Origin of the sequence: Pseudomaricurvus albidus, from assembly GCF_018863235.1 — a bacterium.
GTDB classification, from domain to species: domain Bacteria; phylum Pseudomonadota; class Gammaproteobacteria; order Pseudomonadales; family Cellvibrionaceae; genus Pseudomaricurvus; species Pseudomaricurvus albidus.
Map to the genome: position 1 here is coordinate 151,059 of NZ_JAHKRS010000010.1, position 19,318 is coordinate 170,376.

Sequence of the window (19,318 nt, forward strand, 5' to 3'; positions counted from 1 at the left end):
GACTTACCGAAGTGTCCAGTAGCCAATCAGCGCTGCACTGCACAGTGCCAGGCTATAGAGGCTGAAATCTATCCAGTCGTGGCCCGTGATTCGAGGTAACCAGTCGCGCAGTTTGTAAAGCAGGCTGCGTGAAAACAGAGGAGATTCGATAACCTGAATGGTGATGTTGTCGTGACCACCATTATCCAGCGCTTGTTTCAGCAGGGCCTGTGATGCTTCTCTAGGGTTGCGGGCCTGACACAGAATCTGGGCAATGCTGGCGTTGTCCACTTCATCGGTTAGGCCGTCACTGCAGAGAATAATCCATTGCTGTTTTTGCCACTGGCCGCGAACAGTGTCCACTTTGATCTGAGGGGTATCCAGTGAACCGATGCACTGGGTAATGATGTTTTTGTCCGGGTGATGGTCAACTTCATCCGCACCGATGGCACCGGATGCCAACAGCATTTGAACGTAGGAGTGATCAACCGTGAGTTGCTCAAGGCGACCGCCATCTCGTTCTTCTGTCCATAAATAAGCTCTGCTGTCACCGACCCATGAGACCTGGTAATCATTGTCGTCGCTGTTCAGAGCTACAACGGTAGACCCCATTCCCGAGACGCCTTCACCTTTGCTGGCAGCTTTGAGGACTGCTTTATGAGAGGTGACAATGGCATTTTCCAGAGTGCGTCCCCGACTGGATGCTTCGTCGAGTGTGCGTCGGACAATGGCACTCGCAACTTCACCGGCTTCGTGCCCACCCATGCCATCTGCGACCGCCCACAGGCCTTCTTCAGGTTTGCTGAGAAAGCAATCCTCGTTGTTGTCTCGGTAATGTCCCTTGTCCGTAACCGAGTGGGATTGTAATGGCGGCATAATCAGTCCGTTAGGTCTTTTCAGTGTTGCTCATTTTGCGTGCTAAAGGTGATTCAGGCGCATGTCAAAATATCGTCGCGCATTGTTATTTTGCACATGGCAGTTTGTTGAGCCCATATGAATCTCAACCGATACGAAGGATGACCAACCACTAGAGCAACCCCGCCTGTTTCCTAGATCGTATATTACTGGGTATTGGCAGGCAATAAAGTGAATTATTTCACCTAACCTATTGATAGACTAAAGGCTTTTATGCATTATCGAACGCATTTTGAGACATTTGTAATTAGGGAACGACCGTCTATGCTCAAGCTCCGCTTTACCAATAATAAACAAAATGCGGTGTGGCTTGTTGAGCCTAAAGTGACAATCGGGCGTAATACCGGCTGTGATCTTGTGTTGGATGATCCTTCAGTAGCCGATGTTCATGCGGAAATTCGAGTAAATTATGAACAGCTGCACTTTTTGTTACTGAACGATTCCGACAGCACGTTTATTAACGGCAAACCAGTACCAAAGGGACGGCTGGTTATTCTGCGACCACAATACGGTATTCGTATTGGCGATACCGAATTACAGATTATCGATCCCAAGCAGGAGACACAGCTTACACCGACCATCCCTCGCCAGATGGAAACAACGGGCTGGGCGCTCAAGGCAAATCACTCAGCGCTTGCGAATCGTGTGTTCCCTGTAAAGTCGAATACTGTAGTCGGCCGCTCCAATGAATGTGACATCACCCTGGCAGCAGCACATCTTTCCCGCCGTCATGCCGAGCTGATTGTCAGAGAGGGGCTGATGTATGTGAAAGATCTCGGATCTTCCAACGGCACTTTCGTCAATGGTCGTCGGGTGACCGAGTCCAGAGTCAAACGCGGGGATGACTTGCGGTTTGACACTCTGAGTTTTGGTGTTATTGGTCCTTCTGATGATCTCGATAAAACCACTCTGCGGACTGTTCCGAGAGGTGGGCCCCGTCCGTCTCCGCCAAAACCCACAGGGGCTTCAGGTGCAAAATCATCGTCTGCGGCGCAGGGCCCTCGTGCGGCTGATACGGTCCGACGCCCTGAGACTGGCCGTCAAGCATCGCCCAGCCTGGATCCTGCGGTAGAAACAATTGAACCAACAGCCAAATCGTCGTCGGCGGGGATTCTTACCGGAATGATTTTACTGGTGGTCATTGGCGGTGGTGTCTATCTGGCTTGGCAAAACGGCCTAATCTGACTGGCGAGCAGTATCAGTCAAATTAGGCCGTGATACCGTAAAGATAAATCCTCATTAAGTTATTCCTGCTTCTGCCGTTAATAGGGTATTAAACCTATTTTCATACAGAAGAGGATCTTGTGTTAACGCCTGTTTCATCCAGTGTATCCCTTGGGGTATTGAACTCATCGGCAGGTGCCCAGCCTGTGAAATCTGCCGCTGAGCAGACAGAGCCTCAGGCAGGGCTCGGTCAGGGCGTATCCACTCCTTCCGCCATCTTTATTCGCTCAGAGCGCTATGAAGCCCTTCAGCAGACATCCGCTGTGGATTCATCCACTAACGTTTCCGGGGCGGATACGGAAGTGTCTCCCTTATCCGGTAGCACTGCGAGAATTCAAGAAACAACAAATACCATACTGGGGTTTATTGAGGCTCAGTTAAAACGCGACATGGAAGACGGTGCTACGGCCGAGGAATTGGCTTCTCGACTGCAGGCTGGATTGGAGGGTGTGAAACTGGGTTTTACTCAGGCCAGCCAGCAGTTGGAAGAGATGGGGCTGATGACTCCAGAGCTGAATCAAGAGTTGCAGCTGACCTTCGATAACCTGTTAAGCGGAAGTGAAGCGTTACAGGATCAGTTCGTGGAGGGGGCTGCAGGTGCTGGCTCTGCGATCAATGTGGATCGGGATTTTAGTTTTTCTCTGATCACCAAAGAGGGTGTCACAGCGGACATTCAGGTTTTGAGTAACCAAAATGGATTATCCCAATCCATCTTGAATCAACTGCAGGGCGTTGAGGCATTGCTGGATTACTCCGAAATCCGTGATCGATACAGCCTCTCTGCATCAGAATCTCTGCCTGAAGGTGATCTTGCGTCAGTGGCAAGCCTGTTGGATCAGTTTTCCGGCATATCAGAAAAATTCCAGCACAGTGGTGGGCCGGAGGCCTTTGAGTACGCTCAATCCCTCGGATATGACCGTCAGGAAATCAGTCAGTTTATTCAGGGTCTCAATCATCCTTCTGCCCATCGTTTGCAACAGACCTATGGTCAAGTTCAATCCTTTGCGGGCACAGACAGCGGGAATATGAGCCACAGTTTGAAGCCTTTGGCCGATTTCGCTCTGGGGTTACAACAGTCGCTGGAGATGGCCTCCGTGTTTCAGCAGCCGGAAGAGTTGCTGGTGAGGATCAGCGAGGTTTTTGATCATGGAGATGCAAGGTTGCAACAATTGACAGCGTCTTTGCTGGCCAAGCAAGACTGATCACTGGCCACAGTACCCGTTTCCCCATGAGTGAAACCTTTCTGTGGTGAGTTTTTGCCTCAAGTGACGTTAAGTTGGTGTGAGTAGCGGGCTTTGCTAAAATCCACATTTCCTTTTCCGACGTTTGTCCGTTTATGCAAAAGACCCTGTTTCTCTATACAACCCTGGGCTGCCACCTGTGTGAAGACGCCAAGGCTTTGGCGTGGCCCGTTATGCAACATTTTGGTTATCGGTTGCACGAGATTGAAATTGCCGATGACGATCAATTGGTAGAACGCTACGGGATCCGGATTCCTGTGGTTCAAAGGGAAGATTCCGGCCAGGAGCTGGGATGGCCGTTCAGTCAGGAGCAGTTAGCTGAGTTACTGGCGGATTAGCCTGCGGTAGGTGATTTGGGATGTTTCAGGTTTCTGTTTAAGCTTTTCAGTCTTTGGCCGATGACGTTACAAGGTGTTTAAAGCATCTTGATAGTCCTATTTTGAATCAAGTCAAAGGCGCGCTCTATGTCAAAAATATTGCAAACGGTGGATCAACGTACCCAGCTGGTTGGAGAAAACCGTCTTGAGCTGTTGATGTTCAGGTTAGCCGGACGTCAATTGTTTGCGCTGAATGTTTTTAAGATTCAAGAAGTCGTCAAACTCCCGAAGTTAACAGCTCTGCCGCACAGTTGTCCCCATGTGGTGGGGGTCACCCATCTGCGCAATCAAACGATTTCGGTGATTGATCTCAGTGCTGCCATTGGCGGACCGCCTTTGAGGAATCGCGAAGACTGTAATCTGATTGTGACTGAGTACAATCGCAGTATTCAGGCGTTTCTGGTGGGCGCTGTGGATCGTATTGTTAACCTTAATTGGGAACTGGTATTGCCGCCACCAAAAGGGGCCGGTCGGAGCCACTTTCTGACGGCGATTACGCGCATGGATGACGACATCGTTGAGATTCTCGATGTTGAAAGAGTATTGGCGGATATCGTCCCTTATGAAACCAGCGTATCGGAAGATGTTCTCGATCGTGATCTTGTTGATTTTGCGCTGTCCAGAGAGCTTAAAATTCTGATGGCGGATGATTCCTTAACCGCCTATCGGCAGGCCAGTGCTACCTTGTCAAATATCGGAATCGAAACCGAGTATTGCCCGGATGGTTTAACAGCTTTAAATCGCCTGAAAGAGCAAGCTCGCAATGGCGTGGATATTCCCCGTGAATACCTGATGCTGGTGACAGATGCGGAAATGCCAGAAATGGACGGATATCGCCTCACCCATGAAGTGCGTTCGGATGCGGCTTTAAAAGACCTGCACGTGATTCTGCACACGTCATTATCGGGCAGTTTCAATCAGGCTATGGTCGAAAAAGTAGGGTGTAACGATTTCCTATCCAAGTTCCAGCCTGATGAGCTTGCGCAAAAAGTGCAGAACTTTTTGCGTGAACAGATTCAGTCTGGACGTTTGGTCTGAATAAAAGCACTGTCTGGGTTTGACAGCATCACAGCAGCCTTTGGGCTTTTGGGTGGATACCAAAGGCTGTGTCAGCAGGTGGTCAGAGTTATAGCATTTTTTGATTTTCTTTCGCGCTTAACATCGGAGGAACGGTACCGGTTCGGTAGCCGTAGATGACCGAGTAAGCGAGTACGTTCTGTACGTACTTTCGGGTCTCTTTAAAGGGAATCACCTCAATCCACACATCATAGGGCAGTTGGCCGTCAGACCGCTTGAGCCATTGATTCACTCTATGCGGACCAGCATTGTATGCCGCTGTAGCCAAAATCCGGTTGTCGTTAAATCGATCCAGTAATTCTGTGATATAGGCGCTGCCTAGCAAAATATTGGTGTCGGGCTGATAGAGGTCGTTCTTGTGGTACCTGACTCCGGCCTTACGTGCAGTTTGCTTTGCGGTAGCCGGCATCAGTTGCATTAAGCCCATTGCGCCCGCCGGTGAGCGGGCTCTGGCATAAAAGGCACTCTCTTGGCGGCTTATGGCAAACAACAGCAGCGGAGACACCTGGTTCTTTTTGGCCGCAGTGAAATACTGCTTGTTGTAAGCCAGCGGAAATCTGAGTTTGAGGTCATCCCAGGCCTTAACGGTTGCCAGGGAAATAATGGTTTTCTGGTGCCAGCCCCACGAATCGGTCAGCTTGGCTGCCGCGAGATGTTCTTCTTTTGTCGAGAAATTCTGCCCCATGTAATACCACTCGCGGTTCGAGTTAAGGAAATCCTTAATCTCATACAGCTCTTTTGCCCTGACCAGAGAGGGATTGTTTGCAACAGCCGCGATAACCGTTGGGGATGGTGAGACAGGAATGTCGCTTAGCTTATAGGGGCGTTCAAGCTGATCTGCTGCAAGAAATCCATAAAAGCTGCGTTCGTTAGCAAGCTGACTGTAAATTTGCTGAGGATCGTTGTTACCTTCGGCTTTAATATCCATATGCTCAAGAGCACGGGCTCGCCAGTACTGCCAGCGCTCAGTTTTTTGTTCCTCAACTGGTAACTGGTCCAGGTAACGATAAACCTGTGCCCAGTCCATCCTTTTCAGCGATTCGCGGATCAGTCTCTCGGCGACATAAGTGTCAGTAATTTGTGGCACATTGGCCATCAATTTATCCGCAGCTTCGTGTTGGTCGTCTCTTACCAGTTCAATGGCCAGCTTTTCCTGAACTTTCAGGCGTTGCTCGGACGTAAAGTCTTGCCGTCTGTCGTAGTGCTGCCATTCTTTCACGGCCCGGACAGGGTTCTGGCGAGCGTAACGGGACAGGCCGTAGACGATCACATCACGCATGGCCGGGTTCTTGACCTGGAATCGACGATGATGACGAATGATATGAGGAGCATGTCTCAATTCGATGGCCAGGGCAGCGGCAGAGTTGTATGGGGGGGTGAATTTCCTGGAAATGTATTGAGCGAGTGACGTCTTGCCGGCATCCAGTGCTTTCTGGAAGCGGCTCCAGGCGATTTCTTGTGTCAGGCCTCCGGCTTGCATCCATAGATCAAACAGATGGTCGCACTCTTTCGGCTGTGACTCGGCGACATTCCACAGTGGTTCTACTTCCTGTAGTGCGCTGTCGTCTCCCTTTGTGAGACGAGACTGAAGTGCCTGGCATTGGAGTTCTGTGGTGGCAATGCGGGGGTCATAAAACTCCTGAAACTCAGTCCAGCGGGACTGCTTTGCTAATACTTCTAGCCAGTTGGTACGAAGCCGATCACTTAAGTAAGAGTTTTGGTTGCTATCCAAAAAGTGCTTTACCTCTTCGGATGGGCGTCGTTCCAGATTTCTCTGCAGTTCGTAATAATCCAGGTAAACCACCAGAGGGTAGGTGTTCAGGCGGTCGCGGTATTCTCTGTACGTGGTTAACTGGCCACGCCGTAGTGCAATGCGGGCGCTTTTGTAATCAGCCCTTTGTTTTTCCAAAGCCAGTTTAGCTGCAGCAATCTCTGCCTCGGTTCGACTGGGGATTGCCGCACTGGGCTCGGATGACTCGGTGGTTGAAATCTGAGTGGATGATGATTCAGTGGTCTGCGAGGCCGAGGTTTCCTCTGCGCTCCATGCCGGCATTGCTCCCAACAAAGAGCAAAGACTGATGAGTACGGCTCGCTGAATGTGTTTGCGATGAGGTATTTCGCTTGCCGGGAGTGTGGGGATGCCCAGATGGCTGTTCATGTATTTCAATGGACTCATATACCTATAATTCTCAGAGTCGTGCGTGGTTGAAAGCCGCTTAACTGGCCGCTATTGGTGAACCAGATATTGCCTATGATAGATGTTAGTTATTGGTAAGGCACTTGTCAGTTTTCATTTCAGGTTTTTATGGTCATAAGACTGGCTTGCTGCCGTAGATGTATCCTTCGCCAGCGAGTAATGCCGCATAGTACGTTTTTATAGTCCATGTCAGTGTGAAAAAGTTCATCAATAATATTTTAAAAGCGGGTGGGTCTTCTTTTTTGGCACTTGGCTCTGCTTTTTGGGTGTGGGATTGTTGATTTTTCTGCCTTCATTGGGCTACAGGTGCTTTGCCGTGGCTTTGCAGGTAGTATGGCGTCCCTGATGTCGTCTGCTCCTTGAAGTGAGCAGAAATTGAACAGGTTCAGGCACCGATTATTACGTTTCAGGTAGTACAAAATATGTCCTTGATTGAATTGAAAAAAGCCAGTTTGCATTACGGCACCCGGATTTTGCTGGACGGTATCGATCTGTCCATCGACAAAGGACAAAGGGTCTGTTTGATTGGGCGTAATGGGGCAGGAAAGTCCAGCCTTCTGAAGGTGTTGTCAGGCGATGTGCTTTTGGATGACGGGAGTGTATGGCGACAGCCCACCCTGAAGGTGGCTCGTTTGGAACAGGATCTTCCGGAAGCCGATGACTTGAGTGTGTACGATGTGGTTTCCAGTGGCCTGAATGAAGTTGGGGCACTATTGGCGGAATATCACCGCCTGTTGTCACACATCGAAGAAGAAGGTGCGCTGGACAAACTGGCGAGAGTGCAGCAAGGCATCGACAGTCAGGACGGATGGAGCCTGCAACAGCGAGTCGAAACGGTGATCACAAAACTGGATCTGCCGGCAGACAAGACTATGGCTGAGTTGTCCGGAGGCTGGCGTCGTCGGGTGGCTCTGGCAAAAGCCCTGGTGATTGAGCCGGATTTATTGTTGCTTGATGAACCTACCAACCACTTGGATGTATTGGCCATTGAATGGCTTGAAAAGCAGGTGCTGGAGTTCCGTGGTGCAGTGGTGTTTATCACCCACGACAGGTCCTTACTGCAAAGCCTGGCGACCGATATTGTTGAGCTTGACCGCGGACACATCCGCAGTTGGCATGGGGACTACAAGAGTTTTCTGGAGTTCCGGGAGCAACAATTACTGGAAGAGGAGCGCCATAATGCCTTGTTCGACAAACGTCTTGCCGAGGAAGAAAGCTGGATTCGTCAGGGGATCAAGGCGCGCAGAACCCGCAATGAAGGTCGTGTCCGGGCGCTGAAAGCGATGCGGGTGGAGCGTTCAGAGCGTCGGGAAAGACAGGGTAATGCCAAAATTGAGATCAATGCTGGAGGTTTGTCTGGCAAATTGGTCGCCCAGCTTGAAAATGTCAGTCATCGTTTCTCCGATGAGGCTGCCTGGGTCATTGATCGTTTTACATCTACGGTCATTCGGGGAGATCGCATAGGCTTTATTGGCCCCAATGGTGCCGGAAAGAGTACCTTGTTGAAAATCATACTGGGCCAGCTGACACCGACAGAAGGTAAGGTGCAGTGCGGTACCAATATCGAAATTGCGTATTTTGATCAGCTTCGTGATCAGCTCGACCTGGAAAAAAACGCCGTCGACAATGTTTCTGAAGGCCGCGATAGCATCACAATTGGTGACAGAACCCGTCACATCATCAGCTATTTAAGTGACTTTCTGTTTACAGGTGACCGGGCCAGAACCCCTTTGAAGGCACTCTCAGGTGGTGAGCGCAACCGGGTACTTTTGGCCAAGCTGTTCAGTAAGCCCAGTAATTTGCTGGTTTTGGATGAGCCAACAAACGATCTGGATGTTGAAACGCTGGAACTGCTGGAAGAGATCCTGGCGCAGTTTGACGGTACCATTCTACTGGTCAGCCACGACCGGGCATTTCTGGATAACGTAGTGACCAGCACGATTGCCTTTGAGGGTAACGGCAAGGTCCGTGAATACGTTGGTGGTTATGAAGACTGGATCCGACAGGGGGGGCGCTGGAATTCTGAGCAAGCTACAGCCGGAGCGGATAACGCTAAGCCCGTCGACACTCAGGAAAAAGACAAAAAAACGTCCATAAATGAAGGGGGGGGCGCTGCTGAAACGGCACCTTCCAAGACCAAGTTAAGCTACAAGCTCCAGCGAGAATTAAATTCTCTACCGGCTGAAATCGAGTCGCTAGAAGAGCGAGTTTCCGAAATTGAGGCTGAAATGGCAGAGCCGGGGTTTTATGAGCAAGATCATCAGGCGATCGATGCTGTTGTTCAAAAGCTGTCCGATGTTCAGACAGAGCTGGAAGCTAAATATGCCCGCTGGGATGAACTGGAGGCTATGTAGCCTCCGTTCGTTCATTCTGAACTTAATCCTGTACTCTGACAGCCAGAACATCCCGTTTGGCACCGTGGAGTACACCATTGGCTGTTGAACCGAGCAGCAGGGCCAGACCTTTTCGGCCGTGGCTGCCGACCACAATCAGGTCTGCGCCCAGCTGATCAGCCAAATCATGGATTTCTGCGACGGGTTGTCCCACCTGAATATTTTGCGCGTCAGCAGGGATGTTGTGGGGTTTGGCTAGTGTGGCCAGTTGCTCCGTGGCCTGTGTTTGAAGCTGTTCCTGAATATCCGTGAGATCCACGGGAATATCGCCTCCATAGGCGAATGTCAGGGGTTCAACGACATGGACAAGCGATAGCTTGGCGTTGTTGGCTTTGGCGAGAGTGACCGCTCTATCCAGCACCTGCTGTGATTCATCGCTGAGGTCCAGACTGACGAGTATGTGAGTGTAATTTGTCATGGTTAACTCCTGTATTTGGCTACGACAGTTGCGCGTAATCACCGACAAAACCGACTTATGGCCTTATTATTAACGTTTCAGGTTATAGATAAAGTTCATACTAGACCCTTGTTTTAAAAAAAACTAGAGAATATCCCTACTGTTTCAAGTGTTTTAACTTTGCTGCAGTCCGCGGGAGTTCTGATGTTACGGAAAGGTACGATATCGATGTGGATCCCTGTCGCAATATGTCTGGCTGCAATAGCCTTGTTTTTAGGTCCGATTTTATTGATGCAGCCGACGGCCTCTCAGCGTCGTGAAGCTAAATTACGCAAATTGGCACTTGATCATGGCTTGCGAGTGCATCTGCAGCAGTACCCTGAAGGGGCCGAGAGTGACGGCAGGACGAAAACTATTGCCAGTTACTGCTTGCCTTGGGCTGATAAAAAAGACGCACAGCATGCCTGGGTGCTGGTGAAAAAGAAGTACGAGCATGGTCTGCACTTCAGCGGTCGCTGGGATTGGAATAAAAAGGCTGAAGGTGTGAATCTGACTGCTTTGGAGCAAAGTCTTGATACTGTTCCAGAGCGAATTATTGCCATCGCCTCCGGGCCTCAGGGGCTGTGTTGTTACTGGAATGAGTTGGGGGGAGAGGGCGTAGTGGATGAGATCAATGCCTGGCTTCAACGGACTTCGGGAGAGCTGGCAGGTTTTGGCCGCTAGCTTCTGAGGATCGTTGTGAAAAAACAGTAAGCAAGATAGAGATTAGGTTGGCAGGGCATCCAGATTATCAAGGCTGCGGTTGCTTTCCTCTTCTTCTGGCCCGGCAATGGATGTGGTGCTCAATGCACTAAAAAGTGAGTCGTCATCATTTGCAGACCCTGAGTTTTCGCTCTGGATTGAGTGAATTTCCGGCATAAGGCGAGGGGAAAACCCGTTGCGTCTGTTATTGAGAACGTCCGAAATCTCCTTGATGAAATCCTGTCGGCGAGGGTCAGGATGGGAAGACTGAATCAACATTTGTTGCGCTTTTTTATAAAAAGCGTGTGCTGATAGAAGATCCCGACGTCGCATGGCTTTGTAGCCCTGACCAATGTGTGAGATCACATCAATCATCAGGTGAGCCCAGCGAAGATCAGACATCAGTGGCTCCAGATCTTCCAGTGTGATCTTCCCGCTACTTTGTTGTCGCCTCAGAATCAGGCCGGCTTCTTCGACGGTTCTTTTCGAGCGAGCAATCTGCGCGTCACTGTGTTTACGTCTGTCCAGAGCAGGCTTTTGTGCTGTAGCCAGGTCGCTTTCGTATTGTTCAAGACGGGCCAAAGCGGTCTGGTGAATGGCATTCAGATAGCCCGTGTCCGGGTGAGCCTGTTTCATAGCCAGTACTTTTTCCAGTATCTCATCATTAAGCAGTTTGGCTATGAGACGGTTTTCGACAAGTCGGTCTATTTCAAGCACAACTTCTTCCATATCCTGTACCTGAAAGCGGAGTTGACGCAGTTTTTGCTGCACAATTCGCCGACGATTTTCCTTTTCGTTCACAATGCTGACGACAATGAGAGAGCCGGTAGCGAGTGCGCAGAAAATGAACAGATAAGTCAGTGAAGACATAGTGATATCTTGAAAGTGAATTGTCCCTAATACCTGATTTAGCGGCCTGATTGCAGGGATCTTTAGTGGAGCTGGGTGATGTGTCGCTCTTTTATTACTGCAGCCAGGTCTTTTCAATCGCCCTTAAACTGTGCTATCTCTAAAAAAGAGCAACAGCTCAGAGAGTCGGGAAGGTGTGGTCTGGCAAGGATAAAGTAAGAATTGGCCTTAAAAATTTGGTTTTTTCGACTTTTTGCACTTAAATCCTCAAGATGGCTTGACCCTCAGGCAGCTAGCAATTATACATGCGCATCCTGAGGCCGGCGCTAGATTGGCCACGTCTCCCAAGACGCATTATTGAACAGGCACTGACCATCGGTAAGCGTCAGGTAGTAAAGAATTAATGGTTAGCGGTTCATAAAAGCCGGTAACTGTACGTATAAATAGAAGGAAGATATGGGCAAATCCTTAGTTATTGTTGAATCACCCGCAAAAGCGAAGACAATCAACAAATACCTCGGCAATGACTTTATTGTTAAGTCCAGTGTCGGTCATATCCGGGATTTGCCTACCAGTGGTGGAGCAAAAAGCACAGTCGATCCTAAAGAAAGGGCGCGTCAAGCTGCTATCACCCGTAAGCTATCACCTGAAGAAAAGGTGATCCATAAACGTAAAAAAGCCAAAGAACAGCTGATCAAGCGTATGGGTATCGATCCTGAAAATGGTTGGGAAGCCCATTACGAAATTTTGCCCGGCAAAGAAAAAGTTGTTGATGAATTAAGAAAACTCGCAGAAAAAGCAGACACAATCTATCTCGCGACGGACTTGGACAGAGAGGGAGAGGCCATTGCCTGGCACTTGCAGAAGGCAATCGGTGGTGATGAATCCCGTTACCGTCGGGTAGTTTTTAATGAGATTACCAAAAGCGCCATCCAGGAAGCTTTTAAGCAGCCGGGACCCATCGACCAGAATCGGGTAAACGCTCAACAAGCCCGACGTTTCCTGGATCGCGTGGTGGGGTATATGGTATCTCCGCTATTGTGGGAAAAGGTTGCGCGTGGCTTGTCCGCAGGTCGGGTGCAGTCAGTTGCAGTACGTCTTGTGGTCGAGCGTGAGCGTGAAATTCGTGCATTTATACCGGAAGAGTACTGGGATGTTTTTGCCGACCTTAAGTCTGCCGGTGGCGATGATGTTCGCTTTGAAGTTAAACGCTGCAAAGGGGAAGCCTTCAAACCCCTGAGCGAAAAAGACGCCATGGCTGCCGTTGAGGCGCTGAAGAAAGCCGCTTACAGCATCAGCGCTCGGGAAGACAAGCCTACCAAGTCCAAGCCCGGAGCACCGTATATCACATCGACCTTACAGCAAGCAGCGAGTACCCGGTTGGGTTTCAGTGTCAAGAAAACCATGATGCTTGCGCAGCGCTTGTATGAGGCTGGTTATATTACTTATATGCGTACGGACTCAACCAATTTGAGTAAAGAGGCCGTCGAATCCTGCCGTGAGTTTATTCTCGAGCAATTCGGAAAACCTTATTTGCCAGAGTCTGCTAACAGTTACTCCAGCAAAGAGGGCGCACAGGAAGCGCACGAAGCTATTCGTCCTTCTTCTGTAACAACCAAGCCTACCCAGCTCAAGGGTATGGAGCGTGATGCTGAACGCTTGTACACCCTCATCTGGCAACAATTTGTAGCCTGTCAAATGACGCCCGCTGAATTTACCAGTACCTCTCTGACAGTAACCGCCGGTGATTACGAGTTGAAGACCCGCGGTCGTGTTATTCGTTTTGATGGTTTTCTTAAGGTACAGCCGCCTGCGGGTAAAAAGGACGAAGATGTGGTCCTGCCAGAGCTGGCGGTTGGCGATACCATGACACTGAAAGAGATAGATCCGAATCAGCATTTCACCAAGCCGCCTGCGCGTTATTCCGAGGCCAGTTTGGTAAAAGAGCTTGAAAAGCGTGGTATTGGTCGCCCTTCCACTTACGCTTCCATTATTTCCACAATTCAGGATCGTGGTTATGCGCATGTGGACAAACGTCGTTTTTATGCGGATAAAATGGGTGATATCGTCACCGAACGCTTGACTGAAAGCTTCACCGATCTAATGGATTACAGCTTTACCGCCAACATGGAAGAGTCATTGGATGATGTCGCTGACGGCAAGGTCGAATGGCACAGTCTGCTGGACCGGTTCTATAAAGACTTCTCCGAAACACTGCTGAATGCTCAAAATGATGAGGGCGGTATGCGCCCGAATGAGCCAACAGAAACCGACATCCCCTGTACCACTTGCGGCAGACCAATGCAGATTCGCACAGGGACAACCGGGGTCTTCCTGGGATGTTCCGGCTATGCATTGCCTCCGAAAGAGCGTTGTAAATCGACGATGAATCTCGTGTCTGGAGATGAGGCGGTCAATGCGGATGAGGACGATGAAGCCGAGTCCAAGCAGTTACGTAATAAGCGTCGTTGTAAGCTGTGTAACACGGCAATGGACAGCTATCTGCTGGATGAATCTCGCAAGCTGCATATCTGTGGTAACAATCCGGATTGCCCGGGTTTTGAAGTTGAAAAGGGCTCCTTTAAGCTCAAGGGTTATGATGGTCCGACCCTGGAATGCGACAAGTGTGGTAAGGAGATGCAACTGAAGACCGGACGTTTCGGTAAATACTTCGGTTGTACCGGTGAAGATTGTAAGAATACCCGCAAGCTGTTGAAAAACGGTGAGGCCGCGCCGCCGAAAATGGATCCGGTTCCGATGCCTGAATTACAGTGCCAGAAAGTCGAGGATCACTACATCTTAAGAGATGGTGCATCGGGTTTGTTCCTTGCCGCGAGTCAATTTCCTAAAAACCGTGAGACACGCGCACCTTTGGTTTCCGAGTTGCTTCCTCACAAATCAGAGATCGATCCCAAGTACAGCTTTCTTTTCTCAGCTCCAACCGAGGATGATGAGGGTAACCCGACACTGGTTCGTTTCAGTCGTAAAACCAAGGAGCAGTACGTTCAATCCGAGATTGAAGGCAAGGCCACTGGATGGAAGGCCTTCTATGAAAATGGTGGCTGGGTTGTGACGACCAAAGGCAGCAAGAGTAAGGCGCCTGCCAAGAAGAAAAAAGCAACTAAGGCCTCGTAAACATATAGACCGGCAACCAAATCAGTGAATGAAGATAAGTGGCGCTTAGAGCGCCACTTTTCGTTTTGGCCAATGTCAACAGCTTGGTCATTTAAGGAAAAGCTATGTACACCCCTAAATACTTCCAGGTCTCGGATCGGGAAGAAGCGTACGCCTTTATCGAGACGAATGGTTTTGGTCAGTTGATTTCGAAAGTTGATGGCAGACTGTTTTCGACCCATATGCCATTTTTACTTTCTGATGATAAAACCAGGCTCTATGGTCATTTAGCTAAAAATAACCCTCAGCATATTGAGCTTGAAGGGCAAGAGCTTTTGATCAGTATTCAGGGGCCTCACGATTACATTTCGCCTGGCTGGTATACATCACCGGGAGTCCCTACCTGGAACTATCAATCTCTGAGCCTTTATGGTGAGGGAAGAGTATTTAGTGATACCGATAAGCTTAAAAGTGTCGTTGATACATTAACCCGAAAATATGAGTCAGGCCTGACTCAATCATGGGAACCGGAATATAATAAGGCCATGCTGAACGCTATCGTTGGTGTTGAAATTAAGATCAGCGATATTCATTGTACTTACAAACTCAGCCAGAACCGCCCAGCAGAGGATAGGGCGAAGGTAATAACTGAATTGAAAGCTAGAGGATCAAATGCTCTGGCAGCTGAAATGGAGCGTTGTCAGTAGCGCAGTGTTGTCTGTAGTTAATTGTTTTCCTACAGACTCAGAGCCGCGTATGTATGCCCACAATGTTCATTGTATTGTCTGAGATGGAAGGTCCGCCATGAGTAATCCATACCAACCAAGAGTGCAGCAGAAATTGTCCCATTGCCGTATGAGCTTGCAGTGGCTCGATGCCTCTGAAAGGGTTGGGCGACAGGAGGAGGAAGCATTGCTTCAGGGAGCTTTGGTGCATCTGGCTATTGCCTGTCGTTTGTATTTAAGAGAGTTGGCATACAACTTGTCAGTGACAACCCCGGAAAGAATTTATCAGGTTCTGGATCTGGTAGACGCTGCCCCGGCTGGTGCCGGCGTTGAGGAACTGAGGGGGCAGAAATGGATTGCACCGCTTTTTGCTGCAGAGCGGGAGATTCTTAACCCTACAGTTCAGGGGCCGTCAGCATCTCCAGGGCCTCATATTATTGCTGCTGATAGGGCCGTTGGTACTTCAGAGGTAACCATAGAGAGAGTAAAGCAATTCTTGAATGAGTTGTCTCAATTGGTTGAACGTCAGCGCCTGTCTTTCGAAGAGTACTGATCAGAGCTGTTATTGGCTTTCCTCTGCCTATTCAGGTGTCATTTAGCTGCTTTAGATCACGAGAATAATCTGCGAACCGGGAGTTTGCAGGTCACGGGGGCGGCCGAATTGGAATTCCGTACCGGAAAAATGTTAGAATCCACCCTTCTTATTTGATTGCATTGGCTTGGGCAGACAGGGGAACACCTGCTGATCAACTCCTTTGGCATGTTTTTCTTCTTTTGGAGTTGTTATGTCTTCCGCCCTGTACGAAATTGTCGAGCTAGCTGACGGAGGTGTCGGTTTGCGTCGCGCAGGTGAGGACGAAAGTGAGCCGCTGGTGTGCATCAAATTCTCTAAAGAAGCCGAAGAATTCCTGAAAGAAGCCCGCTTTGATGTTGTTAAGGCGATGATTGAAGCTGGACTCGAAACGGTCGGGGATCTGGCTGAGCAAAATTACGCTGAGTTCGAGCTGGAGCCCGAGCAGCGTACGTTACACTAAGTTTCTTACTTGTCTTCGCAGTTTCCTGCTGACTTCTCTTCGTTCCGGCTGGTGGTAATATAAAGACATCTGGCCAAATAGAACCTTAAAGCATCCAAAATCTCAATTTACCGATACCGGATCAGTAATGCCCGGCTCTTACCCGCTTGTGCCGCTGATTCCAAATGAGAAAACACGCTTTCACTCAACTCATCCAGTGAGGCAATCACTGTGTGACTGGTACCTGTATTCAGTGCTTCCCATAAAATCCAGCGAGTCGATTCATCACAATTGCTTCGAATGATGCGTACCTTGTCGGTTTCCACACCGTAAGACGCAAGCACCTCTCTGTCCACTGGGGCGTCTGCAATCCAGGTGATCCAGCGCTCAGCGTTGCGACTCAGGTGCGCGAGCATCGGCAGTAGCAGCATTTGTGCGTCAGGGCTGTGCTGGGTAAGTACCAGTTCCGTGATTCCGGAGCTGTTAGTTGCCTGAGTCTGAGTATCAACAGGTTGAAACACACCATGACCGGAGCCGGCAGCAGATGTATTTTCCTGTGCGTTTATGGCAGGTTGAAGTTGTCTTGCAGTAGGCATTATGTTCTCCAGTCTGTGATTTGCGGCTGTTGATAGAGGTATTTGATAACGCCGAGGTGTCCGAGTGTGGATGCTCGGAGGGATTAATCCCTCCGGATCACCCCTACGCTTAGGCCTTCGATGGCAAAGTCCTGATCCTTCAAGTCCACCTCAATGACGTTAAATTCTTCGTTTTCGGGGAAAAGCTCAATTAGGTGGGAGCCCCGTTTGCGCTGGTAGCGTTTCACTGTGACTTCATCTTCGATACGGGCTACCACAATATCGCCATTGCGAACCTGATCGGTCTTGTGAACAGCCAGCAGGTCGCCGTCCATAATGCCCACGTTCTTCATGCTTTCACCGGTAACACGTAGCAAAAAGTCGGCGCTTGGAGAAAAAAAGTCATGAGGGATGCTGCAGTATTCTTCGATATGTTCCGTGGCCAATACTGGACTACCGGCAGCGACACGACCCACAACAGGAATGCCTGTTGTTTCTTCTGGCAGGCGAATTCCCCGAGATGCACCGGCAACCATTTCGATAGCGCCTTTACGTGCCAGGGCCTTCAGATGTTCTTCTGCCGCGTTGGCGGATTTAAACCCAAGCTCTTTTGCGATTTCAGCACGGGTGGGCGGGTAGCCGGTATCTTCAATATTGCGTTTGATCAGATTGAGAACTTCTTCCTGCCTTGAGGTGAGCTTGATCATAAGAACTTGCCTTTCCTGATTTTTTATACAGTGACTGTGATTATATACAGTGTTTGGCACTGTGCAAGTTTTTTTGGTGAAGTTAACTATACTTAGGATAAATGCTCCGTAACTCCTTGTTTTCAGGAGAATTTAAATTCGGTTCAGGAGGTTTTATGCTTGATGCAAAAATGCCTGAAGCGTGGCGGGTGCTGCGTATTCAGTCGGAAGTCGTTGATGGTATTGAGCAGCTGATCAAGCTCAAGGGGGCAGTTACGGTCTTCGGAAGTGCCCGATTTAGGGAGGGCAGTCACTATTATCAACTGGCTCGGGAATTGGGGCAGTTACTGGCAGAAGAAGGGATTCCGGTCATAACCGGAGGCGGCCCGGGCATTATGGAAGGTGCAAATCGAGGCGCTTTTGAGCGTGATGGCTCCTCAGTAGGGTTAAACATCACTCTCCCGAGAGAGCAGGGTGCAAACCCTTATCAGAATGTCAGTCTCACATTTCGATACTTTTTTGTCAGAAAGTTCATGTTCGTGAAAAATGCTGTTGGTTTCGTCATATTTCCCGGAGGTTTCGGGACAATGGACGAGTTATTTGAGGCATTAACACTGGTGCAGACTCAAAAAGTAGAGCCGTTTCCTATTGTGTTGCTCGGGAGAGACTACTGGCAGGGACTTTTGAGCTGGATGAAGGGTGCCATGGTTGAGCAGAAGTGTATCGACACGGAAGAGTTGGCTCTCTTCAGTGTGGTGGATAGTGTCCAAGAGGTGCGCGATATTCTAAAAGATCATCTGGCTTGCCGGGCACAACTGCCTTGAGGTCACGCAGACCCTTAAAGCTCGTCCGAACCCTGAAACAGATCGGGTTCAATCTGGTTTAAAGGGTCGTTCCAGTTACAAGGGTTCAGATTCGATTCGTCGTTCCAGCTGTTTGGCATGGACATTTCAAAGGCGGCACTGGCATCTTCGGGGGGAGATGCCGGAATCAAAGACATTTCAGACCAGGTGTCCAAATCAACTTCGCCAACTTCACCGTCGAGATACTGTAATTCGACCGTCCCTGATCGGGTGTCGAGAGCAACAACCTCAAAATACAGATTTTCGACGATATCCTGATACCATTCCCCGATAATGGCGCGCGAACTTGGGCTTGTAGTGGCCATGTGGTGTTACCTTCCGTTTTCTGAGTCTTGATTAATTTTCTATTGTGATTTCAAAACCTTGATGTTGTGTTTGGTCTTTGTCTGGATAATGGGTGAATAAAATTTATTGGTTATGATCAAAACATACCTTCTTGAAGAGGGGGTTGAAAGCCTGTCATTTTAGTCTGTAAAAGTAACTCAATCTGGTTGTATTTCATCCGATTTATGGGGGAGAGCTAACGTATTAATTTCAAAGGTGTTTTTAAAGTCGTCGGTAAATTGTTCACGAAGCTTACTCCGCAGGGCTATTCAGACAGTCGGGCAGATAATAAAACAGTCTAAAAAATTGACGCTAAAGTACTCTTTCATATCAGATGAATCATCGGGTCTGGCTCCCTGTTTTTGTGTTCTTGATTCCCGTTGACGGCGTGCTTGCAGGTGAGGTGAGGCTTTATACCAGCTTGACATCAATATCTTCTAAACGTATGTTCCAAAGCCTTGTTTGAATAAGTAAAGAAAGGACGGCAATGAGCCAGCCGGATGATCCTGCCCACCAATGATGGACACCCTGCTAAGCGAGTAAGCTACGCTACAGAGGTGAACCATGACAGAAAAGGCAGGAAAGAAGAAAGCAACCCGAAGGCAGCACCCTCCCGAATTCCGGCGTG

General features: G+C 49.3%; 18 protein-coding genes. 11 read left to right on the plus strand and 7 right to left on the minus strand.

Annotated features, from left to right (window positions below):
* Nucleotides 1–3: 3 nt before the first annotated feature.
* Nucleotides 4–855: a PP2C family protein-serine/threonine phosphatase gene (locus tag KOI40_RS15515; RefSeq protein WP_216098444.1), complete on the minus strand. Its 852-nt coding sequence runs from the start codon at nt 853–855 to the stop codon at nt 4–6.
* Nucleotides 856–1,158: 303 nt separating this feature from the next.
* Here KOI40_RS15515 and KOI40_RS15520 point away from each other — a divergent pair, with 303 nt between their 5' ends.
* The 4 genes from KOI40_RS15520 to KOI40_RS15535 all read left to right on the plus strand — a co-directional run bounded on the left by KOI40_RS15520 (nt 1,159) and on the right by KOI40_RS15535 (nt 4,774).
* Nucleotides 1,159–2,079 carry an FHA domain-containing protein gene (locus KOI40_RS15520; RefSeq protein ID WP_216098445.1) on the plus strand — a complete coding sequence of 307 codons (921 nt, stop codon included), beginning with the start codon at nt 1,159–1,161 and terminating at the stop codon, nt 2,077–2,079.
* A 185-nt stretch (nt 2,080–2,264) separates the two neighbouring features.
* Entirely contained in the window at nt 2,265–3,320 is a 1,056-nt protein-coding gene (locus tag KOI40_RS15525) for a DUF5610 domain-containing protein (protein WP_216098446.1), read from the plus strand.
* A 134-nt stretch (nt 3,321–3,454) separates the two neighbouring features.
* The gene (locus KOI40_RS15530) at nt 3,455–3,697 is read left to right on the plus strand and encodes a glutaredoxin family protein (protein WP_216098447.1); all 243 of its coding nucleotides are present in this window, start codon (nt 3,455–3,457) and stop codon (nt 3,695–3,697) included.
* A 126-nt stretch (nt 3,698–3,823) separates the two neighbouring features.
* Nucleotides 3,824–4,774 (plus strand): chemotaxis protein, encoded by a 951-nt coding sequence (locus KOI40_RS15535; RefSeq protein WP_216098448.1) that lies wholly within the window; start codon nt 3,824–3,826, stop codon nt 4,772–4,774.
* Between the two features lie 88 nt (nt 4,775–4,862).
* On the opposite strand, the gene KOI40_RS15540 is transcribed toward KOI40_RS15535, so the two are convergent.
* Nucleotides 4,863–6,989 (minus strand): transglycosylase SLT domain-containing protein, encoded by a 2,127-nt coding sequence (locus KOI40_RS15540; RefSeq protein WP_216098449.1) that lies wholly within the window; start codon nt 6,987–6,989, stop codon nt 4,863–4,865.
* 443 nt (nt 6,990–7,432) lie between these two features.
* Between KOI40_RS15540 and KOI40_RS15545 the strand changes: the two genes are divergently transcribed.
* Entirely contained in the window at nt 7,433–9,364 is a 1,932-nt protein-coding gene (locus KOI40_RS15545) for an ATP-binding cassette domain-containing protein (RefSeq protein ID WP_216098450.1), read from the plus strand.
* Between the two features lie 22 nt (nt 9,365–9,386).
* Here the strand turns inward: KOI40_RS15545 and KOI40_RS15550 are convergent, their stop codons facing one another.
* Nucleotides 9,387–9,821: a universal stress protein gene (locus tag KOI40_RS15550; RefSeq protein WP_216098451.1), complete on the minus strand. Its 435-nt coding sequence runs from the start codon at nt 9,819–9,821 to the stop codon at nt 9,387–9,389.
* A 207-nt stretch (nt 9,822–10,028) separates the two neighbouring features.
* On the opposite strand from KOI40_RS15550, the gene KOI40_RS15555 reads away from it, so the two are divergent.
* A complete protein-coding gene (locus tag KOI40_RS15555) occupies nt 10,029–10,523 on the plus strand; it encodes a hypothetical protein (protein ID WP_216098452.1) in 495 nt (164 codons plus the stop codon).
* Nucleotides 10,524–10,565: 42 nt separating this feature from the next.
* On the opposite strand, the gene KOI40_RS15560 is transcribed toward KOI40_RS15555, so the two are convergent.
* Nucleotides 10,566–11,411 carry a hypothetical protein gene (locus tag KOI40_RS15560; protein WP_216098453.1) on the minus strand — a complete coding sequence of 282 codons (846 nt, stop codon included), beginning with the start codon at nt 11,409–11,411 and terminating at the stop codon, nt 10,566–10,568.
* Between the two features lie 435 nt (nt 11,412–11,846).
* On the opposite strand from KOI40_RS15560, the gene topA reads away from it, so the two are divergent.
* The 4 genes from topA to KOI40_RS15580 all read left to right on the plus strand — a co-directional run bounded on the left by topA (nt 11,847) and on the right by KOI40_RS15580 (nt 16,263).
* Nucleotides 11,847–14,525, plus strand: coding sequence for a type I DNA topoisomerase (gene topA, locus KOI40_RS15565; RefSeq protein WP_216098454.1), 2,679 nt, complete (start codon nt 11,847–11,849; stop codon nt 14,523–14,525).
* 104 nt (nt 14,526–14,629) lie between these two features.
* Complete coding sequence (locus KOI40_RS15570; protein WP_216098455.1) at nt 14,630–15,211, plus strand: FMN-binding negative transcriptional regulator; 582 nt, start codon at nt 14,630–14,632, stop codon at nt 15,209–15,211.
* A 97-nt stretch (nt 15,212–15,308) separates the two neighbouring features.
* The gene (locus KOI40_RS15575; RefSeq protein WP_216098456.1) at nt 15,309–15,782 is read left to right on the plus strand and encodes a DUF6586 family protein; all 474 of its coding nucleotides are present in this window, start codon (nt 15,309–15,311) and stop codon (nt 15,780–15,782) included.
* A gap of 232 nt (nt 15,783–16,014) precedes the next feature.
* On the plus strand, nt 16,015–16,263 hold the full coding sequence (locus KOI40_RS15580) for a hypothetical protein (RefSeq protein ID WP_216098457.1): 249 nt from the start codon (nt 16,015–16,017) through the stop codon (nt 16,261–16,263).
* Between the two features lie 107 nt (nt 16,264–16,370).
* On the opposite strand, the gene KOI40_RS15585 is transcribed toward KOI40_RS15580, so the two are convergent.
* Both KOI40_RS15585 and lexA read right to left on the minus strand, forming a co-directional pair.
* Nucleotides 16,371–16,838 carry a cell division inhibitor SulA gene (locus KOI40_RS15585; RefSeq protein WP_216098458.1) on the minus strand — a complete coding sequence of 156 codons (468 nt, stop codon included), beginning with the start codon at nt 16,836–16,838 and terminating at the stop codon, nt 16,371–16,373.
* An 83-nt stretch (nt 16,839–16,921) separates the two neighbouring features.
* Nucleotides 16,922–17,524 (minus strand): transcriptional repressor LexA, encoded by a 603-nt coding sequence (gene lexA / locus KOI40_RS15590; protein ID WP_216098459.1) that lies wholly within the window; start codon nt 17,522–17,524, stop codon nt 16,922–16,924.
* A gap of 155 nt (nt 17,525–17,679) precedes the next feature.
* On the opposite strand from lexA, the gene KOI40_RS15595 reads away from it, so the two are divergent.
* A complete protein-coding gene (locus tag KOI40_RS15595) occupies nt 17,680–18,327 on the plus strand; it encodes an LOG family protein (RefSeq protein WP_216098460.1) in 648 nt (215 codons plus the stop codon).
* A 14-nt stretch (nt 18,328–18,341) separates the two neighbouring features.
* Here KOI40_RS15595 and KOI40_RS15600 read toward each other — a convergent pair whose 3' ends face one another.
* Nucleotides 18,342–18,671, minus strand: coding sequence for a DUF6763 family protein (locus KOI40_RS15600; protein WP_216098461.1), 330 nt, complete (start codon nt 18,669–18,671; stop codon nt 18,342–18,344).
* Nucleotides 18,672–19,318: the final 647 nt, after the last annotated feature.

Excerpts from the sequence above, each read along its gene's own strand:
- KOI40_RS15515 (WP_216098444.1), bottom strand. The coding sequence starts at position 855 with ATGCCGCCATTACAATCCCACTCGGTTACGGACAAGGGACATTACCGA.
- KOI40_RS15520 (WP_216098445.1), top strand. The coding sequence starts at position 1,159 with ATGCTCAAGCTCCGCTTTACCAATAATAAACAAAATGCGGTGTGGCTT.
- KOI40_RS15530 (WP_216098447.1), top strand. The coding sequence starts at position 3,455 with ATGCAAAAGACCCTGTTTCTCTATACAACCCTGGGCTGCCACCTGTGT.
- KOI40_RS15535 (WP_216098448.1), top strand. The coding sequence starts at position 3,824 with ATGTCAAAAATATTGCAAACGGTGGATCAACGTACCCAGCTGGTTGGA.
- KOI40_RS15540 (WP_216098449.1), bottom strand. The coding sequence starts at position 6,989 with ATGAGTCCATTGAAATACATGAACAGCCATCTGGGCATCCCCACACTC.
- KOI40_RS15545 (WP_216098450.1), top strand. The coding sequence starts at position 7,433 with ATGTCCTTGATTGAATTGAAAAAAGCCAGTTTGCATTACGGCACCCGG.
- KOI40_RS15550 (WP_216098451.1), bottom strand. The coding sequence starts at position 9,821 with ATGACAAATTACACTCACATACTCGTCAGTCTGGACCTCAGCGATGAA.
- KOI40_RS15555 (WP_216098452.1), top strand. The coding sequence starts at position 10,029 with ATGTGGATCCCTGTCGCAATATGTCTGGCTGCAATAGCCTTGTTTTTA.
- KOI40_RS15560 (WP_216098453.1), bottom strand. The coding sequence starts at position 11,411 with ATGTCTTCACTGACTTATCTGTTCATTTTCTGCGCACTCGCTACCGGC.
- topA (WP_216098454.1), top strand. The coding sequence starts at position 11,847 with ATGGGCAAATCCTTAGTTATTGTTGAATCACCCGCAAAAGCGAAGACA.
- KOI40_RS15570 (WP_216098455.1), top strand. The coding sequence starts at position 14,630 with ATGTACACCCCTAAATACTTCCAGGTCTCGGATCGGGAAGAAGCGTAC.
- KOI40_RS15575 (WP_216098456.1), top strand. The coding sequence starts at position 15,309 with ATGAGTAATCCATACCAACCAAGAGTGCAGCAGAAATTGTCCCATTGC.
- KOI40_RS15580 (WP_216098457.1), top strand. The coding sequence starts at position 16,015 with ATGTCTTCCGCCCTGTACGAAATTGTCGAGCTAGCTGACGGAGGTGTC.
- KOI40_RS15585 (WP_216098458.1), bottom strand. The coding sequence starts at position 16,838 with ATGCCTACTGCAAGACAACTTCAACCTGCCATAAACGCACAGGAAAAT.
- lexA (WP_216098459.1), bottom strand. The coding sequence starts at position 17,524 with ATGATCAAGCTCACCTCAAGGCAGGAAGAAGTTCTCAATCTGATCAAA.
- KOI40_RS15595 (WP_216098460.1), top strand. The coding sequence starts at position 17,680 with ATGCTTGATGCAAAAATGCCTGAAGCGTGGCGGGTGCTGCGTATTCAG.
- KOI40_RS15600 (WP_216098461.1), bottom strand. The coding sequence starts at position 18,671 with ATGGCCACTACAAGCCCAAGTTCGCGCGCCATTATCGGGGAATGGTAT.